This is a genomic window from Pseudomonas sp. AAC, assembly GCF_000725445.1.
Classification (GTDB): Bacteria; Pseudomonadota; Gammaproteobacteria; order Pseudomonadales; family Pseudomonadaceae; genus Pseudomonas; species Pseudomonas citronellolis.
In genome coordinates this window covers 588,168-611,659 of the sequence record NZ_KL647094.1, presented here as the reverse complement: position 1 = coordinate 611,659, position 23,492 = coordinate 588,168, and the positions used below count along the sequence as shown (strand labels likewise).

General features: G+C 62.8%; 19 protein-coding genes and 2 pseudogenes. 17 read left to right on the top strand and 4 right to left on the bottom strand.

Annotated elements, in window-relative coordinates; all coding sequences use genetic code 11:
* Window positions 1-291: 291 nt before the first annotated feature.
* Together FG99_RS31010 and FG99_RS31005 are read left to right on the top strand one after the other, a co-directional pair.
* Window positions 292-1,524, top strand: a complete 1,233-nt coding sequence (locus FG99_RS31010; RefSeq protein ID WP_256204825.1) for an S-type pyocin domain-containing protein — start codon at window positions 292-294, stop codon at window positions 1,522-1,524.
* 3 nt (window positions 1,525-1,527) lie between these two features.
* A complete protein-coding gene (locus FG99_RS31005) occupies window positions 1,528-1,779 on the top strand; it encodes a bacteriocin immunity protein (RefSeq protein WP_081884552.1) in 252 nt (83 codons plus the stop codon).
* A gap of 214 nt (window positions 1,780-1,993) precedes the next feature.
* On the opposite strand, the pseudogene FG99_RS02385 reads toward FG99_RS31005, so the two are convergent.
* Window positions 1,994-2,977, bottom strand: a pseudogene (locus tag FG99_RS02385) (methyl-accepting chemotaxis protein); the annotation flags it as partial.
* Between the two features lie 416 nt (window positions 2,978-3,393).
* Here FG99_RS02385 and FG99_RS02380 point away from each other — a divergent pair.
* From FG99_RS02380 to FG99_RS31895, 4 genes are all read left to right on the top strand, one after another.
* Window positions 3,394-3,897: a TIR domain-containing protein gene (locus tag FG99_RS02380; protein ID WP_043267055.1), complete on the top strand. Its 504-nt coding sequence runs from the start codon at window positions 3,394-3,396 to the stop codon at window positions 3,895-3,897.
* 39 nt (window positions 3,898-3,936) lie between these two features.
* Window positions 3,937-5,400 (top strand): SIR2 family protein, encoded by a 1,464-nt coding sequence (locus tag FG99_RS02375; protein WP_043267053.1) that lies wholly within the window; start codon window positions 3,937-3,939, stop codon window positions 5,398-5,400.
* A gap of 24 nt (window positions 5,401-5,424) precedes the next feature.
* Entirely contained in the window at window positions 5,425-5,976 is a 552-nt protein-coding gene (locus FG99_RS02370; RefSeq protein WP_043267051.1) for a toll/interleukin-1 receptor domain-containing protein, read from the top strand.
* Between the two features lie 717 nt (window positions 5,977-6,693).
* Window positions 6,694-7,164, top strand: a complete 471-nt coding sequence (locus FG99_RS31895) for a hypothetical protein (RefSeq protein WP_156060050.1) — start codon at window positions 6,694-6,696, stop codon at window positions 7,162-7,164.
* A 334-nt stretch (window positions 7,165-7,498) separates the two neighbouring features.
* Here the strand turns inward: FG99_RS31895 and FG99_RS02365 are convergent, their stop codons facing one another.
* Window positions 7,499-8,212: a Crp/Fnr family transcriptional regulator gene (locus tag FG99_RS02365; protein WP_043267049.1), complete on the bottom strand. Its 714-nt coding sequence runs from the start codon at window positions 8,210-8,212 to the stop codon at window positions 7,499-7,501.
* 136 nt (window positions 8,213-8,348) lie between these two features.
* Between FG99_RS02365 and FG99_RS02360 the strand changes: the two genes are divergently transcribed.
* The 5 genes from FG99_RS02360 to FG99_RS02340 are packed head-to-tail and all read left to right on the top strand — an operon-like array spanning window position 8,349 to window position 13,288.
* Window positions 8,349-9,260, top strand: coding sequence for an ABC transporter substrate-binding protein (locus FG99_RS02360; protein WP_168187657.1), 912 nt, complete (start codon window positions 8,349-8,351; stop codon window positions 9,258-9,260).
* Between the two features lie 10 nt (window positions 9,261-9,270).
* On the top strand, window positions 9,271-10,023 hold the full coding sequence (locus tag FG99_RS02355; protein ID WP_043267047.1) for an ABC transporter permease: 753 nt from the start codon (window positions 9,271-9,273) through the stop codon (window positions 10,021-10,023).
* Entirely contained in the window at window positions 10,016-10,705 is a 690-nt protein-coding gene (locus FG99_RS02350) for an ABC transporter ATP-binding protein (RefSeq protein ID WP_043267045.1), read from the top strand. The genes FG99_RS02355 and FG99_RS02350 overlap by 8 nt, the downstream gene beginning before the upstream one ends.
* Window positions 10,702-11,145, top strand: coding sequence for a CopD family copper resistance protein (locus FG99_RS02345; RefSeq protein WP_009619009.1), 444 nt, complete (start codon window positions 10,702-10,704; stop codon window positions 11,143-11,145). Before FG99_RS02350 ends, FG99_RS02345 begins: the two co-directional genes overlap by 4 nt.
* Window positions 11,146-11,173: 28 nt before the next feature.
* A complete protein-coding gene (locus FG99_RS02340; RefSeq protein WP_043267042.1) occupies window positions 11,174-13,288 on the top strand; it encodes a TonB-dependent receptor family protein in 2,115 nt (704 codons plus the stop codon).
* On the opposite strand, the gene FG99_RS02335 is transcribed toward FG99_RS02340, so the two are convergent.
* Entirely contained in the window at window positions 13,285-14,289 is a 1,005-nt protein-coding gene (locus FG99_RS02335) for a D-2-hydroxyacid dehydrogenase family protein (protein WP_043267040.1), read from the bottom strand. The two genes, FG99_RS02340 and FG99_RS02335, sit on opposite strands and share 4 nt — an antisense overlap.
* 157 nt (window positions 14,290-14,446) lie before the next feature.
* Here FG99_RS02335 and FG99_RS02330 point away from each other — a divergent pair, with 157 nt between their 5' ends.
* The 6 genes and pseudogenes from FG99_RS02330 to FG99_RS31000 form a co-directional block, all read left to right on the top strand.
* Window positions 14,447-15,067, top strand: coding sequence for a LysE family translocator (locus FG99_RS02330; RefSeq protein WP_043267038.1), 621 nt, complete (start codon window positions 14,447-14,449; stop codon window positions 15,065-15,067).
* Between the two features lie 541 nt (window positions 15,068-15,608).
* Window positions 15,609-16,226 (top strand): LysE family transporter, encoded by a 618-nt coding sequence (locus FG99_RS02325; RefSeq protein ID WP_043267037.1) that lies wholly within the window; start codon window positions 15,609-15,611, stop codon window positions 16,224-16,226.
* 114 nt (window positions 16,227-16,340) lie between these two features.
* Window positions 16,341-16,850 carry a sigma-70 family RNA polymerase sigma factor gene (locus tag FG99_RS02320; RefSeq protein ID WP_043267035.1) on the top strand — a complete coding sequence of 170 codons (510 nt, stop codon included), beginning with the start codon at window positions 16,341-16,343 and terminating at the stop codon, window positions 16,848-16,850.
* A 5-nt stretch (window positions 16,851-16,855) separates the two neighbouring features.
* Window positions 16,856-17,842 (top strand): FecR domain-containing protein, encoded by a 987-nt coding sequence (locus FG99_RS02315; protein WP_051878369.1) that lies wholly within the window; start codon window positions 16,856-16,858, stop codon window positions 17,840-17,842.
* 132 nt (window positions 17,843-17,974) lie between these two features.
* On the top strand, window positions 17,975-20,476 hold the full coding sequence (locus tag FG99_RS02310; RefSeq protein WP_043267033.1) for a TonB-dependent siderophore receptor: 2,502 nt from the start codon (window positions 17,975-17,977) through the stop codon (window positions 20,474-20,476).
* Window positions 20,477-20,629: 153 nt separating this feature from the next.
* A pseudogene (locus FG99_RS31000) lies at window positions 20,630-20,803 on the top strand (transposase); the annotation flags it as partial.
* A gap of 133 nt (window positions 20,804-20,936) precedes the next feature.
* Here the strand turns inward: FG99_RS31000 and FG99_RS02305 are convergent.
* Entirely contained in the window at window positions 20,937-23,456 is a 2,520-nt protein-coding gene (locus FG99_RS02305; RefSeq protein WP_051878366.1) for a TonB-dependent siderophore receptor, read from the bottom strand.
* Between the last annotated feature and the right edge of the window lie 36 nt (window positions 23,457-23,492).

The window sequence follows — 23,492 nt, the reverse complement described above, 5'->3', positions numbered from 1 at the left end:
AGTGGAGTTATTCTCCAACTTTCCCTGGATTCTCTTGGGGTACCGGGTTGGGGTTGAGAGAATAGGTCTCTATCAATTTCCTCTGGAGCTAAAAGAAAGATCGTTTCAATGAGCGGTCTTGTTTATGGGATGTGTCTCAGAGGCAAAAAGGAAGCTTCCTTCGTGCTTGCTACTTGCACAAGTATGCAGCGCCGCTAATCGTATTTCTTTGTTCATGGCAGTAATCAAGGAAATACCATGGGTAACCGAAGTTCAGGGCCAGGGCCAATGCCGCAGGTATGCAAACCTGCGATGCCCAATCCACCGCTCAAGAAAATGAAGTACAAGGAACAGGAGCCAGATTGGCCACGTGAGTCGTCATACCCCAGGAAAATTCCTATACCTGTAGAAACCCGTCCTACGATACCTGGGTTTGTGTTTGCGAAGTCCTGCAAGCTACCTGACGCTGTAATCGATCATGCCAATCCGATTCCTGTAGGAAACTTAGAGGATTACGGTAGCTTTGCGTTGCTGGGAGGGCGCGAAGTCGACGGTGAGGGAAGTCTCCTTCTAAAGAAAATCAGCGGGGATGTACCCTCAACCTTCGGTCGGCTGGTGTTGCAAGGGCTTTCGGTAAGAGGAGCATCTTGCGCAGGTCGTTGCACACCGCTCAGTGGGCCTGTTGTCACCACTGGCGTAGCAGCGGGCACATTCGTAGGGCTTGTTGCATTGCTGTGGCCTTCTAGCCTGGGAGATAGCGCCCTTTACAGTGAGGAACAATTGAGGTCGCTCGGCAAGGCCAGATCAAGGGTCAGGTTACGTATTGAAGAACAGCCAGATGGAAGCCTGAAGGGATATGGCTTCAATACACAGAAGAATCGCGATTGGGAAATGCTGGATGTTGTCCAGTTCAACGAGCGAAGGGTTGCTGATTTGGGCGACGGAATTACGCTGCTCTGGACTCCCGCTGTTGATTCTTCCAGCAGAATTCCTGCATTGGAAGCTCCTCCACGAGCGCCGCTTATCTGGATATTCCCGCCTACCGAAAAGGCGGAACAGATAATCGTCAATCCCATCTATCCTCCTGAATACAAGGACTTTATTCTTGTTTTTCCGGCGGATTCCGGAGTTGAGCCGTTATATATAGTTCTGAATGTCCGGCGCGAACCGGGAGTTGTTACAGGAACGGGCGAGGATGTGCAGGGCATCTGGTTGGCTGGGGCAGGAGAGGGAAGTGGGAGCCCTATTCCTACGCAAATTGCTGATACGTTACGAGGGATGAGTTTCAACAGCTTTGATAGTTTCAGAGAAATGTTCTGGAAGTCTGTAGCAAGTGATGCTGAACTGGCAAGCCAGTTCGGGCATGATAACCTTGAACGGATGCTAGGCGGCAATGCTCCAATTGCACGGAACAGGGATGCGATGGGGAAGCGCAAGTCTTTTGAGTTGCACCATGTAGAGTTGGTGTCCGAAGGCGGTGAGCTGTATGGGATAGATAATCTCCGCGTCGTTACGCCAAAAAATCATATTGATATTCATAGGTGAGTCATGAAGAGAATTACTGACTACACGGAAGATGAGTTTATTCGGCTCGTTGACGAGATACGTGCGGCGAATAAGTCGGCTTCAGATGGTGTGCTAGGAGAGCTTTTAGAGCACTTTTGTGAAATTACTGAGCATCCGGATGGTACAGACCTTATCTACTACCCAGAAGAGGGCGCGGATAATTCGTCTGCTGGTATCGCTCTCGCTGTAAAAACATGGCGTGAGGCCAATGGCCTGCCTGGATTCAAGACTTAGAACGGTATTGTTTATCAAAAGGTATCTTCTAAGCCTTACACCATTTTAATAATGTAGCTGGAACGATTGACCGGCTTCGGGAGAAAAATAAATCCGGTCTCATTGCGCAGCATAGTTACAACCTCTTAGACGTGACGGCCCAACGCGCCATAGCAGCTATACGCCTTTTCGAGGCGAAGCGAGCGAGGTCGTACGACCTCGCTCAGCCCTGGCTCTGCTGCTTGTTGAGCATCGACTGGATGTGCAGCACCGAGTCCTGGGTGCGCTTGGCCAGGTTGCGCACCTCGTCGGCCACCACGGCGAAACCGCGCCCCTGCTCACCCGCCCGCGCCGCCTCGATGGCCGCGTTCAGGGCCAGCAGGTTGGTTTGCTCGGCAATGCCCTTGATCACGCCCGCCATCTGCGAAATCTCGGCGTAGGTATTCTGGATGCTCACCTGCTCCCGCTCGCGCAGCGCCTCCGCAGCCTTCTCATCGGTGATTTCCCGGGTCGCGCCGGTCACCCGCAACAGCACGCCATTGGCATCGCGCAGGCAACGCCCGCGCTCTCGGAACCACAGGTCGCCGCGGGTCTTGTGACGCATGCGGTACTCGACGACATAAATGCGCTGCCCGGTGGGGTCGGCCATCATCTCGCCAAAGGCGCGCATGACGCGCTGCTGGTCCTCGGGCTGGGTGATGACGAAATAGCTGTCCCAGCCATCGGGAAACTCCTGGCGGTTGTAGCCGACCAACGAACGGAACTGATCCGACCAGCGAATAACGTTGTCGGGATGATCGGGGTTGCCATCGACCACACTGAGGTCCCAGCAGCCCTCGGTCAGTGTCTGCTTGGTCAATTCCCACACCTGCTGCTCCTCCAGCAACCGCGCCCGCTCCGCCTCGACCGCGGCGGCCCACTCCTCGGCACGCTTCAGCGCCTGCTCGGCTTCGGCCTGCTGTTGCTCGCGCAAGCTGAGCGCGGTCTGCAGTTCCTGCAGTTGGGTTTCATCGACGCGGTCGTGACGTTCCGCCAGGCGTGCGAGGGTGGCGCGGTCTTCCTGCCAATGGCTCTGGACATCCTGCAGGGTCAGCGCAAGCTCGCGATGACGGCTCAGCGCGGCATACTCGGCCGGGCTACGCCAGTTCCCCGCCAGCCACTGCCGACACAGTTCACCCACCTCACCCGCCAGTTCCTTCGCCCCCTTTGCGAACCACATGCCTCGCCACTCCTCGCCGCTTGCGGTGATGTCAAATTAGTATGAAATCATATTTTATATGTAAAAGGGGGTGGTGAGGGAAGGGGAGGGATGTTTTTGGGCGTGGGTGGGGGACTTCGTCTGATATCACCTGGCCTTGCTGAGCGAGGTGCTGGTTCCGAAGTTGGCAAGCTTCCCGGCCGGCTTGCACGCTGACCCGGCCATCGACAGGGTCCAAGATGTGGGGGGGAACATGGGTTAGTGGCTATCAGCCGTTCGCCATTGGCTGCAACCGGCCAAAAGCGGCCACTAGCGACCATCAAAAGTGGCTACAGAGCTAGGAGCAAATCAACCTGTGGATTCGCTCTTTCCAATCAGTTAGGTTTGATCGTATCGAACCCCCTCAAAGTCGTCCGCACCCAAGCAGGAGCTATGCAATGGCAAGGAATGTTTTCTTCAGTTTCCACTTCAAGAATGATTTTTGGCGCACCCAGCAAGTTCGAAACATCGGTGCCTTGGATGGTCAGAAACTCTATACGCCGAACGATTGGGAAGGGGTCAAAAAAAAGGGTAATGCAGCAATTGAAAAGTGGATTGATGACAGCCTGGTAGGGAAGACCTGTGTAGTCGTACTGGTGGGCTCCGAGACCGCAAGCCGACCGTGGGTGGTTAACGAAATCATCAAGGGTTGGAACGCGGGCAAAGGCGTCGTGGGCATTCGCATCAACAAGCTTCTAGATGCAAATGGAAACTCTTCAGTAGCAGGCTCCAACCCTTTCGATCTGGTCACACTAAAGAACGGTACGGTGAGCCTTTCGAACTATGCCAGACTGATCACCCCCGTAGGGGCCGACAGCAAAGCGGTCTACGCATCGATCCAGGAGAACATTGAGCAATGGATTGAGGATGCCATTGCAGTCCGGAAAAACTACAAGCCGTGAGGTCTGGATCAATCTCCGCACATTTGATGAGTGCTGACCATGACTAAAGCGGCTTTGAACCGATTCCTCAATGAGTACCCTGATGCGCTGAACGATGGCGTGGGGGCGATTTTCGTTGGTGCCGGCGTCTCGATGGCGGCGGGTTACCCTTCCTGGGCAGAGCTGCTCAGTGACATCGCTGTAGAGCTTGAGGTTGACTCGAAGAACGTCCACGACCTGGCGGCGCTGGCTCAATGGAGCATCCTGGAAAACGGTGGTGCCACACGTGTCCGCAATGTCATCAAGAACGAGATAGGCCCTGACAAACCTATCCCCGAGACAGTTGAGATCATCTCGCGGCTACCGGTCAGACATATCTGGACGACCAACTATGACCGCTTGATAGAGCGTGCGTTTGAATCCATTAGTCGCCCGCTCAATCCGATATCCAGCCCTAAAGATCTTGCCCTTAGGGTGACGCCTGGCGCAGTGCTGCTCTACAAGATGCATGGCTCTGTAGATCGCCTCGACGACGTCGTCATCTCCACGGACGACTACGAACTGTTTCGCTCAAAACGAGGCCAGTATCTGCCGCTGTTTCAAGCGCACCTGACCAGTATGTCCATGCTGTTCATCGGCATCAGCTTCACCGACCCTAATGTTCGGCATGTCCTATCGCTGATCCGAGAAAGCTTCACCGATGCGCCGCCTGAGCACTTTGCCATCGTGCGTGCACCGCAGAAGTCCGACTTCAAGACTGAAGGGGAATTCGCAGCGCGCAATGCCCAGCACAAGCTGTGGGCGAAAGATTTGAAGCGCTATGGCTTGTTGGCGGTAGAGGTCAACGACTATGCCGAGATCCCGGCGCTTCTGCGTCAGATTGGAAAGCGAGTCGCTTCGCGCAGAATCTGGGTGAGTGGCAGCTGGCCTCTTGAGCGGGGAGGTTCCGAGTCAGCCGACATCCATGCGCTGGCTGAAGACATTGGCCGGCGTATTGGTGAGACAGGTCGCCACCTGGTGACTGGTGCAGGCCGGCTGGTTGGATCGGCGTCACTGTCGGGGTTCTTGGGAGCCCTTCGGCAAGGTGGCGGATGGGATCTGGAGCGACGGCTAATCGCCAGACCATTTCCTCAACCCCTGGCGGGAGCCCAGCCCAACAACGAAGAATGGGCTGCGCTGCGGCAGGAGCTTGCTCGACAAGCTGGTATCGCCATTTTCATTGGCGGTGCGAAGCTGGCCGGCGACAAGTTGGAGGTCGCTCAAGGAGTGGAGCAAGAGTTTGAAGTTGCCAAGGCGGCAGGAGTATTTCTGCTCCCGGTAGGGGCGTCTGGTGGCGCTGCGAAGAAAATCAGTGACCTGCTGCTGGGATCAGAGCTCTCCTCATCTGGTCAGGACGCTGTAAGGCCCACGGATAAAGAACTGAAAGTACTTTCTGCTCCAGGGCTCCTGGATAGCAAAGAAGGGCGGCGCAAGCTCGTTTCCCAGGTGTTTGAGATCATTGATCGAATAGCTCGTGCTACCTGAGTGCCCCCAAGTAGGAAGGATTCGATGGCAAGGAACGTTACCAAAGCTGAACTTCGAGCTTTTACAGCAAACAGATCGCAGAGTGACCGCGAGAAGCTTCTGAAATCCAATGCATCAAGCAGTGGCACAAGCACATTCCTATCGCACTCCAGCAAAGATCACGAGCTGTTGGAGGGAGCGATGGAAGTGCTTCACAACCACGGCGCACGGGTCTATATCGATGAAATTGACCCTGAAATGCCGCCCTACACCTCAGCAGAAACTGCTGCCTTACTTAAGCAGCGCATTAGTCAAACAAGGCGCTTTGTTCTGCTGACGACCGAGAACAGCAAAGACAGTCGGTGGGTCCCCTGGGAGTTGGGCATTGCGGATGGCGAAAAGAGCTTGTTGAACATTGCGCTCTTTCCAGCATCCGACAGCACCTACGATGACAATTGGACGAGCTGGGAGTATCTCGGCTTGTACCATCGAATCGTCTGGGGAAAGCTTTCAGGGTACGAAAATGAGCTGTGGATGGTGCTTGATGCCAAAGCAAATACAGCCGTAACGTTGAGAAAATGGCTTACGGGATGCTGAATCTTGGTGGCCTATAGATGGCTATCGACACCCACGTCGCCGCAAAGCGCTTCAGAGCTTTAACGCCAACCAACTATGGATGCATATGCCTTGTGAACAGCAGAGGCCTCAATGAGTGGCGTTCAATGTCCACTTTTGGCCAAAAACTGAATTTTGATAAGGGTCGATAACAGCCAGAGTCAGATGCTTATCCCCGCAGCGATTAGATCACTATGGCTGATAAAAAGATTAAAAACTATCTCTTCGCTCTGGGTGTCTATTTATTTTCTTTCGCTCGAACAACTTATACACTAGGTTGGTATCCGAATAGATACTTACCTTTTCAATCGGCGGGTAAATTTCATGACAATTGTATGTGCATGGGTTAGAGCGTCTAAGAGAGGGGCTGAGGAGCTCATTGTATGCTCTGATAGCCGGCTATCCGGCGGAGGTACGCTGGATTGTTCGCCGAAGGTTTTCCAGCTTCCTAGAAGAGACGCCGTAATTGCTTTTTCAGGGGCGACTTATCTCGCGTATCCATTGCTCCTTCAAATGTCACAGGCAATAAATTCTCATGGCCCGATGAGAGATGGCGTGCTTGACTATGTCCGCCTAAAATCATTTCTACTGAGATTACTGAACGAACTGTTTGGCAGATTTGATACCTACTTGGATGCATTTAAAAAGCCAGAGCACAATTTTCTATTGTGTGGATACTCATGGTTCCATAAGGAGTTCATGATTGATCGATTTGAGTATAATCATCATGCAAAGAAATTTCAGGCGCATCCGGTTGTTAAAGGCATAGGTAATTTCGGGAAAATTGCATTTATTGGCGATGTGCGCAAGCAAGCAAATCACCAGCTTATAACCTTGCTGCGAGGTCGTTATGGGGATGCATCAGTCCTGCCTAGCAGCAGCTTGGTCAAGCGATATGACATGGAGCCTTTTGAAATTATTCGCGATATGCTACGACGTGCTAGGGCGGGGGACTCGATTGGAGGCGCCCCTCAGTTGACCTCGCTATGTCAACATATGATTTCAAAACCCTTAGGGGTGTTCTGGCCGAACAAAGAAAGTAATGAAATATATGTAAATGGAAGGCCTGTATTTTCATTTGAAAATATTGATAGCTGGATTATTGACCCGGATTCCTTGAAAAAAACACACAAGTACTTATCAAGAAACGAGCCGGCCTTTGAAGAATAGAAATAGCCTGTAAAGTTAGTCAGTTCAGCCACCGAATCAATTATTAACGCATCAGTGGCCGCTCCTGGCCGATAGCCCCCATTGGCTGAAGGCTCCCCTGCGGCAGCCTGAACAATCAACCCCCTTGCACCGATCTCGAATTCGTCAGGCGCAGTCCGGCGCCGGCGTGGACAAGCCCCATTGAGCGGCTTTGCACCGTCCTAGAACCTCCTGGCCGCGCAGGTGGAAAGCGCTCAGCCAGGCACGATCTTTCATCCAGTTGCCGTGCCGGCACGGCTCGCTCGACTAGCGACATGGCGATGATCGTGGTGACTACGAGCACAAGCCGCCCCCCTCAAAAAGAGCGTACCGCCGGGCTGGCCAGTTCCTGCAGGTAGGTGAGGTCGCACAGCCGCCATTGCCGGAGCCGGCCCTGGATGCGCCCCGCCTGCTGCCAGTCGGAGAGCAGACGGCTGAGGGATTCCGGGCGAATGCCCAGGTGGGTGGCGAGTTGGCGCTGGCTGATCGGCAGCATCAGGTTTTCGCCCTGGCGACGGTGCAGGCCCAGCAGGTAGGCGGCCAGGCGCTGGGAGGCGGAGCTGGCGGTCAGCCAGTCGACCTCGTTGACCTGGCGATAGAGACGCAGGCTGAGGCTTTCCAGCATGCGCATGGCCAATGGCGGATGGCCCTCGCAGGCCTTGTGCAGTGCGTTGCGGCTCAGTCGGAAGAATTCGCCGCTACCCTGGCAGCGGGCGTTCATCGGGTAGCGGCCGTGGGGCATGAACATGGCCGCCTCGGCGATCAGCTGACCTTCGCGGAACAGTTGGAAGACATGCTCTTCGCCGTCGCAGGTGAAGCGCAGCATTTCCACGCAGCCACGCCGCACCAGCAGGAAGTGCTCGGCCGGGTCGCCTTCGCGGAACAGCAGTTTGCCGCCCTCGGCGCGCAACAGACTGGCCGAGTCGCACAGGCTGGCCATGAGGCCCTGCGGCAGGTCGGCGAAGAGGGGGATGGCGCCCAGCAATCGCAGGCATTCGCCGCGGTCTGGCGCGAACTTAACATTTGTCATTCGTGGCGGGCGTGCGGGCTGCAATGATCTGCGAATGAAGATAAGTCTTATTCGCAAGTCAATCAATCGAAGGCTCCCCCGCCTGCTCCTTTCTTTCGTTCTGGCGGCCGGCGCGTGCCTGCAGGCGCCGGCCGGTATGGCCAGGGAAGCGCTGCTGCGGCTGGGCGGCCCCGGCGCCGTGGTGAGCTTCCCGTTGCTGCACATGGTGGAGAGCGGCGCTCTGCAGCAGTACGCCGAGCGCGTCGAATTCCGCCTCTGGCAGAACCCCGATCAGTTGCGCGTGCTGCTGGCCAAGAACGAACTCGACTACAGCGCCGCCCCGGTGAGCCTGCCGGCGCTGATGGCCGGGCGCGGGCAGCCCGTGCGGCTGCTCAACGTCTCGGTGTGGGGAATCATCTGGCTGGTGAGCCGCGACCCCCAGGTGAAGAGTTTCGCCGACCTGGCCGGCAAGGAGGTGGTGCTGCCGTTCCAGCGCGACCTGCCGGCGATCCTGGTCGATGAACTGCTGCTCAGCCACGGCCTGAAGCCGGGCAGGGACCTGACGCTGCGCCCGGTCCGCGATGGCCAGGACGCCCAGGCGCTGCTGCTGGCAGGCCGCGCCGATCATGCCCTGCTGGTGGAACCGGCGGTGTCCCTGCTGCTTTGGCGCAACCGCAGCCAGGGCGGGGCGCCGCTGTACCGCGTGCAAAGCCTGGAGAGCGCCTGGCGGCAGGCCTTCCCGCAGCAGGCCGAACTGCCTCAGGCAGGGCTGATGAGCAGCCCGCAGCGCGCCGAGGACGGCGAACTGGCGCGGGCGGTGGATGCCGCCTACGCCGAGTCCGCCCGTTGGTGCAGCGCGCACCCGCGGGCCTGCGCGGAGCTGGTCCATCGGCACCTGCCGCACCTGCCGGTGGAGGCGCTGGAAGAGTCCATCCGCGTCACGCGCCTGGAGCGTGTTTCCGCCAGCGCGGCGCGCGGACCGCTGGAGGCGCTGTTCGGGCTGATCGCCAAGCGCCATCCACAGGCAATCGGGGGCGCCCTGCCGCCCGCCAGCTTCTATGGGCCCTGAGATGAGACCCATGACTTCCCGACGCTGGGCCTTGCTGGGCGGCGCGCTTCTGCTGGTGGGCTGGCAGTTGCTGGCGCTGCGCCTGGGCCCGCTGCTCATGGCGACGCCATGGCAGACGCTGCAAGCCATGGTCCGCCTGCCTTTGGAGGCCGACTTCCGCCTCAACGCCGGCGCCAGTTTGCTGCGTATCGTCCTGGGCGTCGGCCTGGGCTGCCTGCTGGGCTTCTGCCTGGGGCTGCTGGCCGGGCTCGATGCCCGTGTGCGCGGTCTGCTGGAGCCGCTGCGCTGGCTGCTGATGTCGGTGCCGCCGGTGGTGGTCGTGGTGCTGGCGATGCTCTGGGTCGGGCTCGGTTCGGCCATGGTGGTGCTGATCAGTGTGCTGATGCTGGCGCCGGGCATGTACGTGAACACCGTCAAGGGCATGCAGATGGTCGACCGCGGCCTGCTGGAGATGGCGCGGGTCTACCGCTTCAGCCCCTGGCAGAAGCTGCGGCGGCTCTATATCCCCTCACTCACCGCGCCGCTGGGCGCGGCGCTGTTGATCGCCACCTGCGGCGGCGTGCGCCTGGTGGTGATGGTCGAAGTGCTGGGCGCGGAGAGTGGCGCCGGTTTCGCGCTGGCCAATGCGCGCAGCACCTTCGATAGCGCCGGGCTGTATGCCTGGACGCTGCTGATCCTGCTGCTGGTCGCCGCGCTGGAGTTTCTTCTGCTGCAGCCGCTGCAGCGGCGCATGGGCCGTTGGCAGGAGGCCGCCCATGCTTGAGTGGCACGGCGTCGATCTGGCGCTGGGCGAGCGTCGAGTGTTTGCCGATGCCTCCCTGCGCCTGCTGCCTGGCGAGCGGGTCGGCATTCTCGGGCCCAGCGGCGCCGGCAAGAGCAGCCTGCTGCGCCTGGCTGCCGGCCTTCTGAAGCCCCGCCGGGGGTGGGTGGAGAATGGATTCCGCCATCCCGTGCTGGCCTTCCAGGAGCCGCGCCTGCTGCCTTGGTGCCGGGTCGCGGAGAACCTGGAAATCCCCCTGCGGGCGAGCGGCCTCGAGCGTGCGGCTGCGCGGCGGATGGCCAGCCACTGGCTGGAACGTGTCGGCCTCGCCGGGCACGAGCGCACCTGGCCGCATCAACTGTCCGGCGGCATGGCCCAGCGCGTTGCCCTGGCGCGCGCGTTCTCGATCGAGCCGGACCTGCTGCTGCTCGACGAGCCATTCAGCGCGCTGGACCCGGCCCTGCGTGAATCCCTGCTCGACCTCTGCCGCGACTGGCTCGCCAGCTCGGGCGCGGCGCTGCTCTGCGTCAGCCACCATCCGGCCGAACTGATCGGCCTGGTGGAGCGCTTCGTGCTGGTCAACGACGGCGCGTTGCAGCCCTTCGACCTCACCGGATACGCCGCCGACCAGGTGGCGACGGTGCTGCATCAGACCCTGCTGGCCCTGGAGGCACCCGCGCCATGATCTATCCCATCCTGCTGACCCTGCACCTGTTCGCCGCGCTGATGTTCGTCGGCACGGTGTTCTTCGAGGTGCTGATCCTCGAAAGCGTGCGCAAGCACGTGCCGGCCGCGGTGATGCGCCAGGTGGAGCAGGGCATCGGCAAGCGCGCGCGGCGGCTGATGCCCTGGGTGCTGCTGGTGCTGTTCGGCGCCGGCCTGGGCATGGTCTGGACGCGCTACCTGCCGCTGCTGGCGGACCCGCTGGCATCGTCCTTCGGCACCTTGCTGAGCCTGAAGATCCTGCTCGCCCTGAGCGTGCTCGGGCACTTCTTCAGCGCCATGTTCCTGCTCCATAGCGGGCGCATGAATTCGACGTATTTCCGCCGAATCCACCTGAGCGTCTTCAGCCACATGGTCGGCATCGTGCTGCTGGCCAAGGGCATGTTCTACCTGAGCTGGTAAGCCAGATTTCGTGCAGACGGAGCTTGTCATGAGTCGTTGTCCTTCCCCCAAACGCCACTTTTCCCCAAAACTTTCACTTCCCCTGCTGGCCCTCGGCCTGCTGCCACTGGCGGTGGCGGCGGAGGACCGCCTCGAGCTGGAGCCGATGCAGATCAGCGAAAAAAGCCTCGCGCCGGTCAGCCAGTCCGCGCAGGCCGAGCGCCAGCGCCTGGCCCGCGTACCGGGCGGCACCAACCTCGCCGAGCCGCAGCAGGAGACACGCCTGGCGACCCTGCGCGATGCGCTGGACTACCAGCCCGGCCTGGTGATCCAGGACTTCTTCGGCGGCACCGACCAGCCGCGCCTGAACATCCGGGGTTCGGGCATCCAGAGCAATCCGGTCAACCGCGGCGTGCTGCTGTTGCAGGATGGGCTGCCGCTCAACGAGGCCGACGGTTCCTTCATCATCGGCCTGCTGGAGCCGCGCAACGCGTCGTGGATCAGTGCCCGCCGCGGCGCCAACGCCGGCAGCCCCGGCGCCACCGCCCTGGGTGGCGAACTGGAGTTCAACTCGCTGACCGGCGCCGACGAAGCCGGACGCGTCCGCCTGGAGGCCGGCAGCTTCGGCCGCCAGGGCCTGCAGGCTGCCGCCGGGCTGGATGAGGGTGGGTACGATGGACGGGTGAGCGTCAGCCACGACGAGTACGACGGCTATCGCCACCACTCCGCTTCCCATCGCACCATAATGCAGAGCAACTTCGGCCTGGACCTGGGCAACGGCGTACAGAATCGCAGCTACCTGTCCTACAGCGACCTGACTTTCGAGATTCCCAACGTCATCACCAAGGCGCGCCTGAAGGACGACCCGCGCAGCGTGCTGGGCGACGGCAACACGCCGCAGGACCGCCTGCTCAACGTCTACCAGCGTGACCCGCACCGCGATACCCAGCAACTGCGGCTGGCCAACCGTACGCAGTGGAGCGGGGCGGGCTGGCAGCAGAGCTTCGGCGTCTACGGGCAGAACACCCAGGACGATTTCACCGATCCGCTCAGCCACACCCTGACCGACAGCGACACGCTCGGCGCGCAATGGCTGCTCGAAGGCGAACAGCGCCTGTTCGGCTACCGCCTGGGTGCCAGTTGGTCCTACAGCGACATGACCCGCGAGCTGTACGCCAACAACCCCCAGAACGGAAGCCGCATGCAGCGTTTCGGCAACTTCGACCTCACGGCCTCCAACCTCGATCTGCTGCTCGGCCTGGACTGGAACCTGGCGGCGGACTGGACCCTGGTGACCGAGGTGAAGTGGAGCGACGTCAGCCGCGATGCGGATTCGCGCGATGGCGCCGGCCATCTCGACCAGGGCTGGAACTTCGCCACGCCGAAGATCGGCCTGAACTGGACGCCCAGCCCGGACCTGCGCTGGTACGCCAACATCAGCCGCAGCCACGAAGCGCCGACCTTCTGGGAAATCGTTTCCGCCGAAGTCTCGCCCGCAGCCCCGGCGACGGCGCAGGCGCAGCTGGTCGACCTCGACGTGCAGCGCGCTACCACCTACGAGATCGGCGGCGCCGGTCGCATCGCCCGCACCGACTGGAGCCTGACGCTGTACCAGAGCGACGTGGAAGACGAGCTGATCTCCACCAGCGACGCCTACGGGGTGAAGGTGGGAACCTACAACTACGGCTCGCGCACCCGCCACCGCGGCGTCGAAGCGGGGCTCAACGGCTTGCTGCCGACGGCATCCAACATCGGCGGCGACCTGGCCTACCGGGTGGCGTGGACCTTCAGCGACTTCCGCTTCCGCGGCGGCGAGTTCCAGGGCAACCGGATCGCCGGCGTGCCGCGCCAGCTCTGGTCGGCCGAGCTGCTCTACCGGCGCGGGCCGTGGAGCGTCGGGCCCAACCTGCGCTGGCTGCCCCAGGACACCCCGACCGACCACGCCAACACCCGCAACAACTATCAGGACGCTTACGCGCTCTGGGGCCTCAAGGCCGCCTACAAGGCGCGCGAGGGCCTGAGTGTGTACGTGCAGGGCGACAACCTGGCGGACAAGACCTATGCCAGCAGCTATGTGATCCGCAACCGCGCCGATGCCAGCCAGCCGACCTTTCTCAGCGGCAACGGGCGCAGCCTGACCGTGGGGGCGGAATACGCTTTCTAGAGACGGTTGCTCCCAGCCTGCTCGCCACGCCGCACCGCCAGCGCCTGCGGGTTCGCAACGTTCTTCGGCTTGCCTTCGAAGAAGGCCAGCACATTGTCGAAGGCATCGCCGAAGTACAGCTCATAGCCGTTCTTCTCCACGTACCCCAGGTGCGGGGTGCAGAGCGCGCGCGGGTGGTTCAGCAGGGGATTGTCGGGGGCGAGCAGGGGTTCCTGTTCGTAGACGTCCACGGCCGCGTAGCCGGGGCGTCCGGCGTCCAGGGCCTGGAGCAATGCGCCGGGGGCGATCAGCTCGGCGCGGCTGATGTTCACCAGCAGGGCGGTGCTTTTCATCCGCGTGAGGTCGGCGAGGGTGACGCCATGGCGCGTGCGTTCGGACAGGCGCAGGTTGAGGCTGAGGATGTCCGCTTCGGCGAAGAAGGCTTCGCGAGAGGTCGCTGCCTGATGGCCGTCGGCCGTGGCGGCCGCCCGGCTGCCTTCGCTGCCCCAGACCAGCACCGGCATGTCGAACGCCTGGGCGTAGCGCGCCAGGCGCCGGCCGATCTTGCCGTAGCCCCAGATACCCAGCGTTTGCCCGGCCAGTGCCTGGCCCACATTGACCTGCCAGTGGCCCGCCTTGAACGCTTCGATGGCCGGTACCAGTTGTCGACGCGCATCGAGGATGAGCGCCCAGGCCAGTTCGGCGGGCGCCACGGGCGAGCCGCGGCCTTCGGTCACGACGATGCCGCGTTCGGTGCAGGCGTCGAGGTCGAGATGGCCCGAGACCTTGCCCGTCTGGCTGATCAGCTTGAGTTTCGGCAGCCTGTCGAGCAGCGCGGCATCGATGCGTGTGCGTTCGCGGGTGAGCACCAGGGCGTCGGCGTCGGCGAACCGCGTCGCCAGTTCGTCCGGCGACGCCGGGCCCAGGTCGTGGATCAGGCTGACCTCGTGCCCGGCCAGGCGGGCGAAGCAGTCGAGCGTCTGGATGGCGTGTTGGTAGTCGTCGGGGATGACGATGTGCATGTGGGTTCGGTCCCTGCGGTCATGTGAGCGACCTCGGGACGATAGCCGATTTCCGGGGGGATTTCGTGGGTGACGGTTTGCAGCCCGGAGCGTGCAGCTTGCCATCAGCGCGCCTGTGCTAATGTGCGCGCACCCCACCTCCAGGTCCCGAATGCCCATGTCCATCGCCGACAGCCTGCTTGCCTTTACCTTCGCTGCCACATTGCTGGCGCTGACTCCCGGCCTGGATACCGCCCTGGTGCTCAGAACGGCCGCGGTGGAAGGCAAGCGGGAAGGGCTGCGCGCCGCACTGGGCATCAACGCCGGCTGCCTGCTTTGGGGCGCCGCTGTCGCTTTCGGGCTGGGCGCATTGATCGCCGTGTCCGAGTTGGCCTTCAACGCGCTGAAGTACTGCGGCGCCGCCTATCTGGCATGGCTCGGGTTGAACCTGCTGCTGCGGCCGCGGCATAGCCTGGCGCCGGTCGAAACCCAGGGCAGGGCGGAAACCAACTGGTTCCTCAAGGGCATGCTGGGCAACCTGCTGAACCCCAAGGTCGGTGTCTTCTACGTCTCGTTCCTGCCCCAGTTCATCCCGCAGGGCCAGCCCCTGGTGGCCTGGACCTTCGGCCTGGTCGGCATCCACGTGGCGATCGGCCTGCTCTGGTCGCTGGTCCTCATCGGCGCGACCCGGCCGCTGGCGGGGGTGTTGCGTCGCGAAAAGGTCATCAAGTGGATGGACAGGACGACGGGCACGGTCTTTGTCCTGTTCGCCGCGCGGCTGGCGTTGAGCCGGCGTTGAGGCCCGCCGCGCCAAAGATGGCGTTATCCGCCGAATCGCGGACAGAGTCCGCTCCTACAAGGTAGCCGGGAAGCACGGCATTCCTCCCCCCGAGCGGACCTTGTCCGCGATAGCCGGAGGTATCGGCGCGGTTCGCGGATGAGATCCCCTACGTAGCCCCACCCGCGCCATTCCCCTGTAGGAGCGCGCCCTGCGCGCGAATCGCGGGCAGGGCCCGCTCCTACGAAGAGCAGCGCATGCTCCTGCAGGCTGCCGGCAAGAGCCTGCCCCTACCACGCCCGTAGGATGGGTGGAGCGAAGCGATACCCATCGCCGCCGCAGAATGGGTTTCGCAGGCTCAACCCATCCTACGAAGAGCGCATCGGCGAGTGGCTCTTACGTTCCCCGTCCGCGATGGGATTCACCGGCCACGCCGAACGCCCCGGTGGCACGGCCTGCTGCCGAACCACGGTTGCGACGGGGCCTTGCGGTCAGATGCCCTCTGAAACCGGTGATAGACTGGGCCGTTTCAGCGCCCCTGCCTGGCCAAGGAGATTCATCCATGTTCGGAGTGACCGATTACGGCGCGTTCCTCGTTGCGTTCATCGTTCTGCTGGCCATTCCCGGGCCGGGTAACTTCGCGCTGATCACGGCCACCGGCAAGGGCGGCATCAAGGCCGGGCTGGCGGCGACCTGCGGGGTGATCCTGGGCGACCAGGTGCTGTTGTGGATGGCGGTGGCGGGCGTGGCGACCTTGCTGGCCACTTACCCCGCGGCCTTCCACGCGGTGCAATGGCTGGGCGCCGCCTACCTGGCGTGGCTGGGGCTGCGGATGCTGTTGAGCAAGCCGGGCGGCGCACCTCGCAAGAGCAGCATGCAAAGCGGCCATTACCTGCGCCAGACCATGCTGATCACGCTGCTGAACCCCAAGGCGATCGTGTTCTACATGGCCTTCCTGCCGCTGTTCATCGACCCGGTGAGGCACCAGGGCCTGGTGACCTTCGCCTTCATGGCGGTGACCGTGGCAGTGGTGACCTTCCTCTACGGCCTGGCGGCCGTCCTGCTGACCCACAAACTGGCCGAGCGCATGCGGGCCAATCCGCGCGTCGCCAATCTGCTGGAGCGCCTGGCCGGGGCCTGCCTGCTGGGGTTCGGCATCAAGCTGGCGGCAATGCGCTAGGCACCGGCCAGCGCAGGTGTCCGGCATTCGCCAGGTGCTCGGGAGAATTGCGCCGGGCAGGGCAAATCCAGTATTGTTGAGAACGATTATCATGTTTAACAAGACTGGAAGTTCATGGACCGCGAGCAGGCATTCGAACGGGATGTTGAACGGCTCTACATTGCCCACCACGGCTGGCTGAAGGGCTGGCTGCAGCGTCGCCTGGGCGGGCATGCCGATGCCGAGGACCTGGCTCAGGACACCTTCGTGCGCGTGATGCGTTCGCGCAGCCCCCTTGCCGACCTGCGCCAGCCGCTGGCCTACCTCGCCACCATCGCCAATAGCCTGCTGGTCAACCGTTGGCGACGCCAGGCAGTGGAGCGTGCCTACCTGGAGGCGCTGGCCGCGCGCCCGGAGCGGGTGGCGCCTTCCGAAGAAGAGCGCCTGCTGCTGATCGAAGCGCTGGTGGAGGTGGATGAACTGCTGCACGGCCTCGCGGCGCAGGTGCGAGAGATCTTCCTGATGTCGCAGCTCGACGGCCTGACCTACCCGCAGATCGCCGCGCACCTGGGCCTGAGCGTCAACCAGGTGCAAAAGGCCATGGGCAAGGCCTTCGCTGCCTGCTACGCCAGCCGCTTCGAGTGAGTGCCATGTCCCGCGATACCGACTCCCGTCCCATCCCCGCGCTCATCCGCGACCAGGCCATCGCCTGGTTCACCCTGGCCCAGTCGGGCTGCATGAGTGATGCCGAGCAGCGCCAGTTGCTGAACTGGCGCGAGGCGAGCAGCGAGCATGAGCGCGCCTGGCAGCGCCTGAGCAGCATTCCGCTCAGCCTGCAGCGCCACGCCGGCCCGCTGGCCGACCCACTGGCGCGGCAACTGGCCGGGCGCCGCCACTACAGCGAGCTGGACCGGCGCAAGGCGCTCAAGGTGCTGGTCGGCTTCGGCCTGCTCGGCGGGCTTGCCTGGCAGGGGCGCGACAGCCACTGGGTGCAAGGCGCCATGGCCGACTACCACACCGGCACCGGTGAACGCCGCCAGCGGACGCTGCCCGATGGCACGCGCCTCTGGCTCAATACCGCCACGGCAGTCGATGTGCGTTACACCGACAGCGCGCGCGAGTTGCACCTGCGCTATGGCGAAATCGAGATTCTCACCGCCAGCGATGCCGCGGGGCGGCCGTTCCGAGTGATCAGCCAGGAGGCGGTGCTGCAGCCCCTGGGGACGCGCTTCCGCGTCCGGCGGGAGAACGACGGGCAGGGCACCTTCCTGGCGGTCACCCAGGGACGCGTCGCCGCCAGTTCCCTGGCGGGCGGTGCGCCGACGGTGATCGAGGCGGGCTGGCAGGCGCGCATCGGCGCGGCTGGCGTGGGCACGCCGCAGGCGCTGGAGGTGAACGAGGGCGCCTGGGTCGATGGCTACCTGATCGCCGAGCGCATGCGCCTGGCGGACTTCCTCGCCGAGCTGGATCGCTATCGCCCCGGCCTGCTGCGTTGCGACCCGGCGGTGGCGGACATCCGCCTGAGCGGTTCCTACCCGCTGGGCGACACCGACCAGGTGCTGGCCATGCTGGCGGACAGCCTGCCGGTCAGGGTCCAGCGGCGTACCCGCTACTGGGTGACGGTGGGCCCTCGCTGAGGCGGATAGCCCCTCCAGCGTGGCGATGAAAATAATTCTCAGAAAAGTGGCAGGTTTTCGTTTCTCGCTTGGCCTAGGGAGAAATCCCTGCTCGCACACGCGGGCCCACAACGAGAAACGGACCCTCTGCCCATGACGCTTCACCCCATCGCTCGCGCTCTGCGCCAATCGCTCGGTTTGGCCATGCTCTCCTGTTCCGCGCTCGCCCTGCTGCCGGCCTTGCCGGCGCAGGCCGAATCCACGGCCACGCGGACCCAGCAATACGCCATCCCCGCCGGCCCGCTGGACCAGGTGCTGGGCGAGTTCGGCCGGCGCGCGGGCATTCCGATCTCGGTGAACGCCGGGCTGACCGAAGGCAAGCGCAGCGCCGGGCTCAACGGCGAGTACGGCATCGACGACGGCTTCGCCCGCATCCTTTCCGGCACGCGGCTGAGCGTGCGTCGCCTGGGCAACGGCGGTTACGGCCTGGTGCCCGCGCCGCAGTCCGGCGCGGTGCTGGAGATGGGCGCCACGACCGTCTCCAGCCAGCAGCTCGACCCGACCACCGAGGGCACCCAGTCCTATTCGGCCCGCGCGGTGACCATCGGCAAGGGCGCGCATACGCTGCGTGAAACGCCGCAGGCGGTGACCGTCCTGACCCGCCAGTACATGGATGACCGCAACATCACCACCATCGACCAGGCCATGGAGAAGACCCCGGGCATCACCGTGTACGAGTCGCCCATGGGCGGCAAGTACTTCTACTCCCGCGGCTTCATGATGCAGGGGCAGTACCAGTACGACGGCGTGCCGCTGGATGTCGGCGGCGAATACGTCCAGGCCAACAGCTTCTCCGGCGACATGGCCTTCTACGACCGCGTCGAGGTGCTCAAGGGGGCGGCGGGCATGATGAAGGGCTCGGGCAGCTCCACCGGCGGGGTCAACTTCGTGCGCAAGCGTGGCCAGAGCACGCCGGCCACCCACCTGACGCTCTCGGCGGGCTCATGGGACAACTACCGCGGCCAGGTGGACAGCGGCGGCCCGCTCAACGAGTCCGGCACGCTGCGCGGGCGCACCGTGGTGGCGCTGCAGGACCGGCAGTATTTCTACGACCTGGGCAAGCGCAAGGACCAGGTCCTCTACGGCGCCCTGGACTACGACGTGACGCCGGACACCACCGTCGGGCTGGGCGTCGCCTACGAGCGGCTAGACGCCAGGCCCTGCTGGCACGGCCTGCCGCGCTACAGCGACGGCTCGGACCTGAAGCTCAGCCGCTCGACCTGCCTGGGGGCGTCCTGGAACAGCTGGGACAGCGAGCGCACCACCGTCTTCGCCGACCTGTCCCACCAACTGAACGAGGACTGGGCCTTCAAGTTCGCCGGTGTCTGGACGCACAACGACCAGGACATCAAGTACGCCCTGTCCGAGACGCCGGGCGGCGTTACCCCGGGCGCGACCACGGCGCCTTCCTCGGTCTACTCCGGGCTGTTCGACTACGACCAGACCGACTACGGCTTCGATGCCTACCTGGACGGAAAATTCGATGCCTTCGGCCTGCAGCACGAGCTGATCGTCGGCGCCAACGCCAGCCGCGCGAAGACCCATGACCATTGGGCGCTGATCAACATGACCGGGCTGCTCGGCATCTCCCAGGACCCCTTCAACCCCAACCCGCACATGCCCGAGCCGGCGGACAGCTTCTACGCCTCCAACTCTTACCGGGGCGGCCCGGTTCCCACCGAGTCCGACACCCGGCAGTTCGGCACCTACGCCACGCTTCGGCTGAAGCTGGCCGAGCCTCTGACCTTCGTCCTCGGCTCCCGCGTCAGTTGGTACCGCAACGACCGCGACTCCTACACCCAGGCCTGGGACTACTGGCAGCACGACAAGAGCCAGGAGAACGGCCAGGTCACGCCCTTCGCGGCGCTCATCTACGATCTGAACGAGGAATGGTCCGTGTACACCAGCTACGCGGATATCTTCCAGCCCCAGAGCACCTACACCGACGAATCCGGCAGCCCGCTGCAGCCCAAGACCGGCGGCAGCTACGAAGTCGGGATCAAGGGTGAGCTGATGGACGGCCGCGTCAACACCGCCTTCAACCTCTTCCGCACGATCGAAGAGCACCGGGCCGAGGCGAACTACGACAGCGCCTGCCCCGGCTCTTCGGACGGCTACTGCTACAGCGACGCGGGCAAGGTACGGGCGCAGGGCTTCGAAGCGGAAATCAGCGGCGAGGTGATCGACAGGCTGCAGGTGCTGGCCGGTTATACCTACACCCAGACCAAATACCTCGAGAGCGCGGACGACAACCCGCAGGAAACGGCCTTCGCGGTCACCTATTTCCCGCGCCACCTGTTCCGCGCCTGGGCCGACTACCAACTGGCCGGCGAGCTGGATCGGTGGAGCGTGGGCGCCGGCGTCACGACGCAGAGCGACACCTCTGCCACGTCGTCCAGCGTGAAGTCGGTGCAGTCCGGCTACGCCATCTGGAGCGGCCGCCTGGGCTACCGCATCGACGACCACTGGTCGGTCGCCCTCAACGGCAACAACCTGTTCGACAAGAAGTACTACCAGAGCGTGGGGGCCATTTCCTGGGGCAACTTCTACGGCGAGCCGCGTAACTTCATGGTCACGCTGCAGGGCTCGTTCTGACCTCTGCCTCTTCAGGCGCCTCGCATTGTGAGGCGCCTTTCACAGGCACGGGAACGGAAGTTCGCTTCTGCTCGATGGAGGACGGTTGTTCATGGAGATGGGCAATGGTCACTGGCAGCTTCCGACCCAGGCTGGGTGAAAACGTCGTCCTCTCCTGCCGTAACTGGGCGACCGTCCTATCACCCCGCTGTACTGTTGAAGGTTTACATCTACGGTTACCTCAACCACATCCGGTCCAGTCGTCGCCTGGAGCGCGAATGCCAGCGCAACCTTGAACTGATGTGGCTGACTGGACGGCTGGCGCCGGACTTCAAAACCATCAGCCATCAAGCCAGGCCAGCCGCCCGGTGTCATCGCCGTCGGTTATTCGGACGGCAATGCACATTGGCGATTTTGCGCTAGCACCAGTTCAGAATTGGATTGGCATCGCCCCAACGAGTTGCTGGAAACTTTATAGTTTTCAGAACTTGCCTCTCAGGGTCACCATGAAGTTGCGCGGTGAGCCATACCAGTTGCCGTAGTCGCTGCTGGCCACGGTCTGGTAGTACTTCTTGTCGAACAGGTTGTTGCCGTTGAGAGCGGCGGTCCAGTGCTCGTCGATGCGGTATTCCACCAGCGCATTCCACAGTGCGTAGCCGGCCTGGGTGTACTCGAAGCTGTTGATGCTGGGGCTCAGTGATCCGTCTTCCAGGCGGCGCTGCACTTCACCGCTGACGTAGTTGCTGCTCTGAATAGTAGCGCCGGTGCCGACCTTCCAGCGCTCCAATTCGCCGGGCAGCTGGTAGGTGGTGAAGAACTTGAACAGATGCTTGGGCGTCTGTGTGCTGATAGGTTTGCCTACGGCGGTATCGTCGCCAGTCTTGCGCTGCTCGTTGAGGTTGAAGGTGTATCCGGCGGTGAGCTGCCAGCCCGGCGCCAGTTCGCCGGAGATTTCCGTGTCGAAACCTTTGCTGATCATCTTGCCGCCGGCTACATAGCAGCAGGCGTTGGTCGGAGTGTCCTCGTAGTACAACTGGATCGCGTTGTTCTCCTGCCTGGTGTAGTAGATCGCCGAGGACAGGTTCAACTGCCCGCCGAACAGCTCTCCCTTCACGCCCATCTCATAGGTGTCGCCGGTAATGGCCTTGAGCGGCTTGAGGTCCGCTCCAAGGATTTCCGGCTGCGGTTTGTAGATCTGCGCATAGCTGGTGTAGAGCGACCACTCGGGCGTGACGGAATACACTAGCCCGCCGAAGGGCGTGACGATGCCGCTGTCGCGGCCGCCATCCTTGCTGTCGGTGCCGAAGGAAGGCACCACGGCGTGGATGGTGTTGGAGTAGTCGGAGTAGCGTGCGCCGACGATCAGCTTGAGCGGATCGGCCAACTCCAGGCGAAGGGTGCCGTACGCGCCGCTCTTGCGCAGGTTCCAGTCCGGGTACTCGTAGTACAGATCCGGACTGGCTGGCTTGGGCAATGAGCCGATGTCGGTGGAGAACACGTCCACCGGTTGCCGTGACGCCCACTCGCTGTGGTCGGCATAGCTGCGCTGGATGTCCGAGTAATCGACGCCCATCAGGACTTCGTGACGGCGGCCGAAGGCGCTGAAGGCGCCTTGCAGGTTGGCGTCGAACAGGTCCTGGTCGATGGAGTAGTTGCGCACAATGCGCTGGAAGGTTGCGCCTTCGAGGGTGTCGGGATTGACCGGGCCGCTCACTGCACCCATGTCCTGCTCGGTGTCGTAGCGGCTGCGGGTGAAGCTGGAGTTGACCTTCCAGTTCTCGTCGAAGCTGTGCTCGACCTTGAGGAAGCCTTCCTTGCGCTCGTAGTTATTGCTCGACCAGTCCGCTGCCAGGGTAGTGCTGCGCGACAGACCCAGCGGGTCGCCGGTGGTGAAGCGTGGCAAGCCGTTTTCCCAGTAGCCGTCCATGTCGCGCCATTCGTAGGTGCCGCCGACGCTGACTAGGGTGTCGGGGGTGACGTCGGCTTCGAGCACGCCGAACAGGACATGCTTGTCACTGTTGGCGCCGCTGTAGAAGTAGCGTTTGTTCTCCTGGGAGGCGGCGAAGCGTCCGCGCAGGGCGCCGTCAAAGGCCAGCGGCCCGGTGACGTCGACTTCGCTGCGGTAGTTGTCCCAGCTGCCGGCGGACAGGTTGACCTGGGTCTGGGCATGGGGCAACGCGCGCTTGCGCACCAGGTTGATCACCCCGGAAGGCTCCCCGGTGCCGCCAAACAGGCCGTCGGAGCCGCGCAGTACCTCGATGTGGTCGTAGGCGGTGGTGTCGGCCAGGGAATCATAGGTCTGCTCGCGGAAGCCGGGTGTGCCGCCATCGACCTGCACGTTGGTCAGGGCGAAGCCGCGCGAAAGGATCTTGGTGTTGGCGTCGTTGCCGCCGACCAGGGTAATGCCGGTGGTCTGGTCGAGCGCTTCGCCGATGGTGGTGATGCCCTGGTCCTCCATGCGCTGGCGGGTGATGATTGAAATGGACTGCGGAATGTCCTTCAGCGCCCGGGCGCTCTTGCCGCCGATGTTGGCGGCACCGGTGGTATACGAGCCGGTGCCCTCGGTCATGCCGTCCAGAGACTGGCCGACCACCAGGGTGTCGTCCAGCGCCAGCGCCGCATTGGGGTTGCGCACCAGGCCGTAGACGCCATCGCCGCGGAACACCGCTTGCAGACCAGTGCCGCGCAGCAGGGCGGCGAGACCTTCTTCGACGCTGTAGTGGCCGCGCAGCCCGCTGGAGTTCAGGCCCTGGGTCAGGTCCGGGGAGAATTGCACGGTGATCTGCGCCTGGGCGGCGAAGCGGCTCAGCGCCTGGCCGAGGCTGCCGGCCTGGATGCTGTAGGTGTGCCCGGCGGCTTCCGGCGCGGCCTGGGCCGGCGGCATCGCCGACTGCAGGGCCATGGCCAGCGCGCTGAGCGCGAGCAAGCGGCGGGGTTGCGCCAGGCGCTGGCCGGGGGCGGCGCGCCGCGTTGTGGAGGCGGGGGTGATGCGGTAGGTCATGAATGGGTTGTCCTTTGTGTGTGGCAGTTCCACATC

Bases quoted from the DNA above. Each gene is read 5' to 3' on its own strand.
- FG99_RS31010 (WP_256204825.1), top strand. From the start codon at position 292: ATGCCCAATCCACCGCTCAAGAAAATGAAGTACAAGGAACAGGAGCCA.
- FG99_RS31005 (WP_081884552.1), top strand. From the start codon at position 1,528: ATGAAGAGAATTACTGACTACACGGAAGATGAGTTTATTCGGCTCGTT.
- FG99_RS02380 (WP_043267055.1), top strand. From the start codon at position 3,394: ATGGCAAGGAATGTTTTCTTCAGTTTCCACTTCAAGAATGATTTTTGG.
- FG99_RS02375 (WP_043267053.1), top strand. From the start codon at position 3,937: ATGACTAAAGCGGCTTTGAACCGATTCCTCAATGAGTACCCTGATGCG.
- FG99_RS02370 (WP_043267051.1), top strand. From the start codon at position 5,425: ATGGCAAGGAACGTTACCAAAGCTGAACTTCGAGCTTTTACAGCAAAC.
- FG99_RS31895 (WP_156060050.1), top strand. From the start codon at position 6,694: ATGATTGATCGATTTGAGTATAATCATCATGCAAAGAAATTTCAGGCG.
- FG99_RS02365 (WP_043267049.1), bottom strand. From the start codon at position 8,212: ATGACAAATGTTAAGTTCGCGCCAGACCGCGGCGAATGCCTGCGATTG.
- FG99_RS02360 (WP_168187657.1), top strand. From the start codon at position 8,349: ATGGCCAGGGAAGCGCTGCTGCGGCTGGGCGGCCCCGGCGCCGTGGTG.
- FG99_RS02355 (WP_043267047.1), top strand. From the start codon at position 9,271: ATGACTTCCCGACGCTGGGCCTTGCTGGGCGGCGCGCTTCTGCTGGTG.
- FG99_RS02350 (WP_043267045.1), top strand. From the start codon at position 10,016: ATGCTTGAGTGGCACGGCGTCGATCTGGCGCTGGGCGAGCGTCGAGTG.
- FG99_RS02345 (WP_009619009.1), top strand. From the start codon at position 10,702: ATGATCTATCCCATCCTGCTGACCCTGCACCTGTTCGCCGCGCTGATG.
- FG99_RS02340 (WP_043267042.1), top strand. From the start codon at position 11,174: ATGAGTCGTTGTCCTTCCCCCAAACGCCACTTTTCCCCAAAACTTTCA.
- FG99_RS02335 (WP_043267040.1), bottom strand. From the start codon at position 14,289: ATGCACATCGTCATCCCCGACGACTACCAACACGCCATCCAGACGCTC.
- FG99_RS02330 (WP_043267038.1), top strand. From the start codon at position 14,447: ATGTCCATCGCCGACAGCCTGCTTGCCTTTACCTTCGCTGCCACATTG.
- FG99_RS02325 (WP_043267037.1), top strand. From the start codon at position 15,609: ATGTTCGGAGTGACCGATTACGGCGCGTTCCTCGTTGCGTTCATCGTT.
- FG99_RS02320 (WP_043267035.1), top strand. From the start codon at position 16,341: ATGGACCGCGAGCAGGCATTCGAACGGGATGTTGAACGGCTCTACATT.
- FG99_RS02315 (WP_051878369.1), top strand. From the start codon at position 16,856: ATGTCCCGCGATACCGACTCCCGTCCCATCCCCGCGCTCATCCGCGAC.
- FG99_RS02310 (WP_043267033.1), top strand. From the start codon at position 17,975: ATGACGCTTCACCCCATCGCTCGCGCTCTGCGCCAATCGCTCGGTTTG.
- FG99_RS02305 (WP_051878366.1), bottom strand. From the start codon at position 23,456: ATGACCTACCGCATCACCCCCGCCTCCACAACGCGGCGCGCCGCCCCC.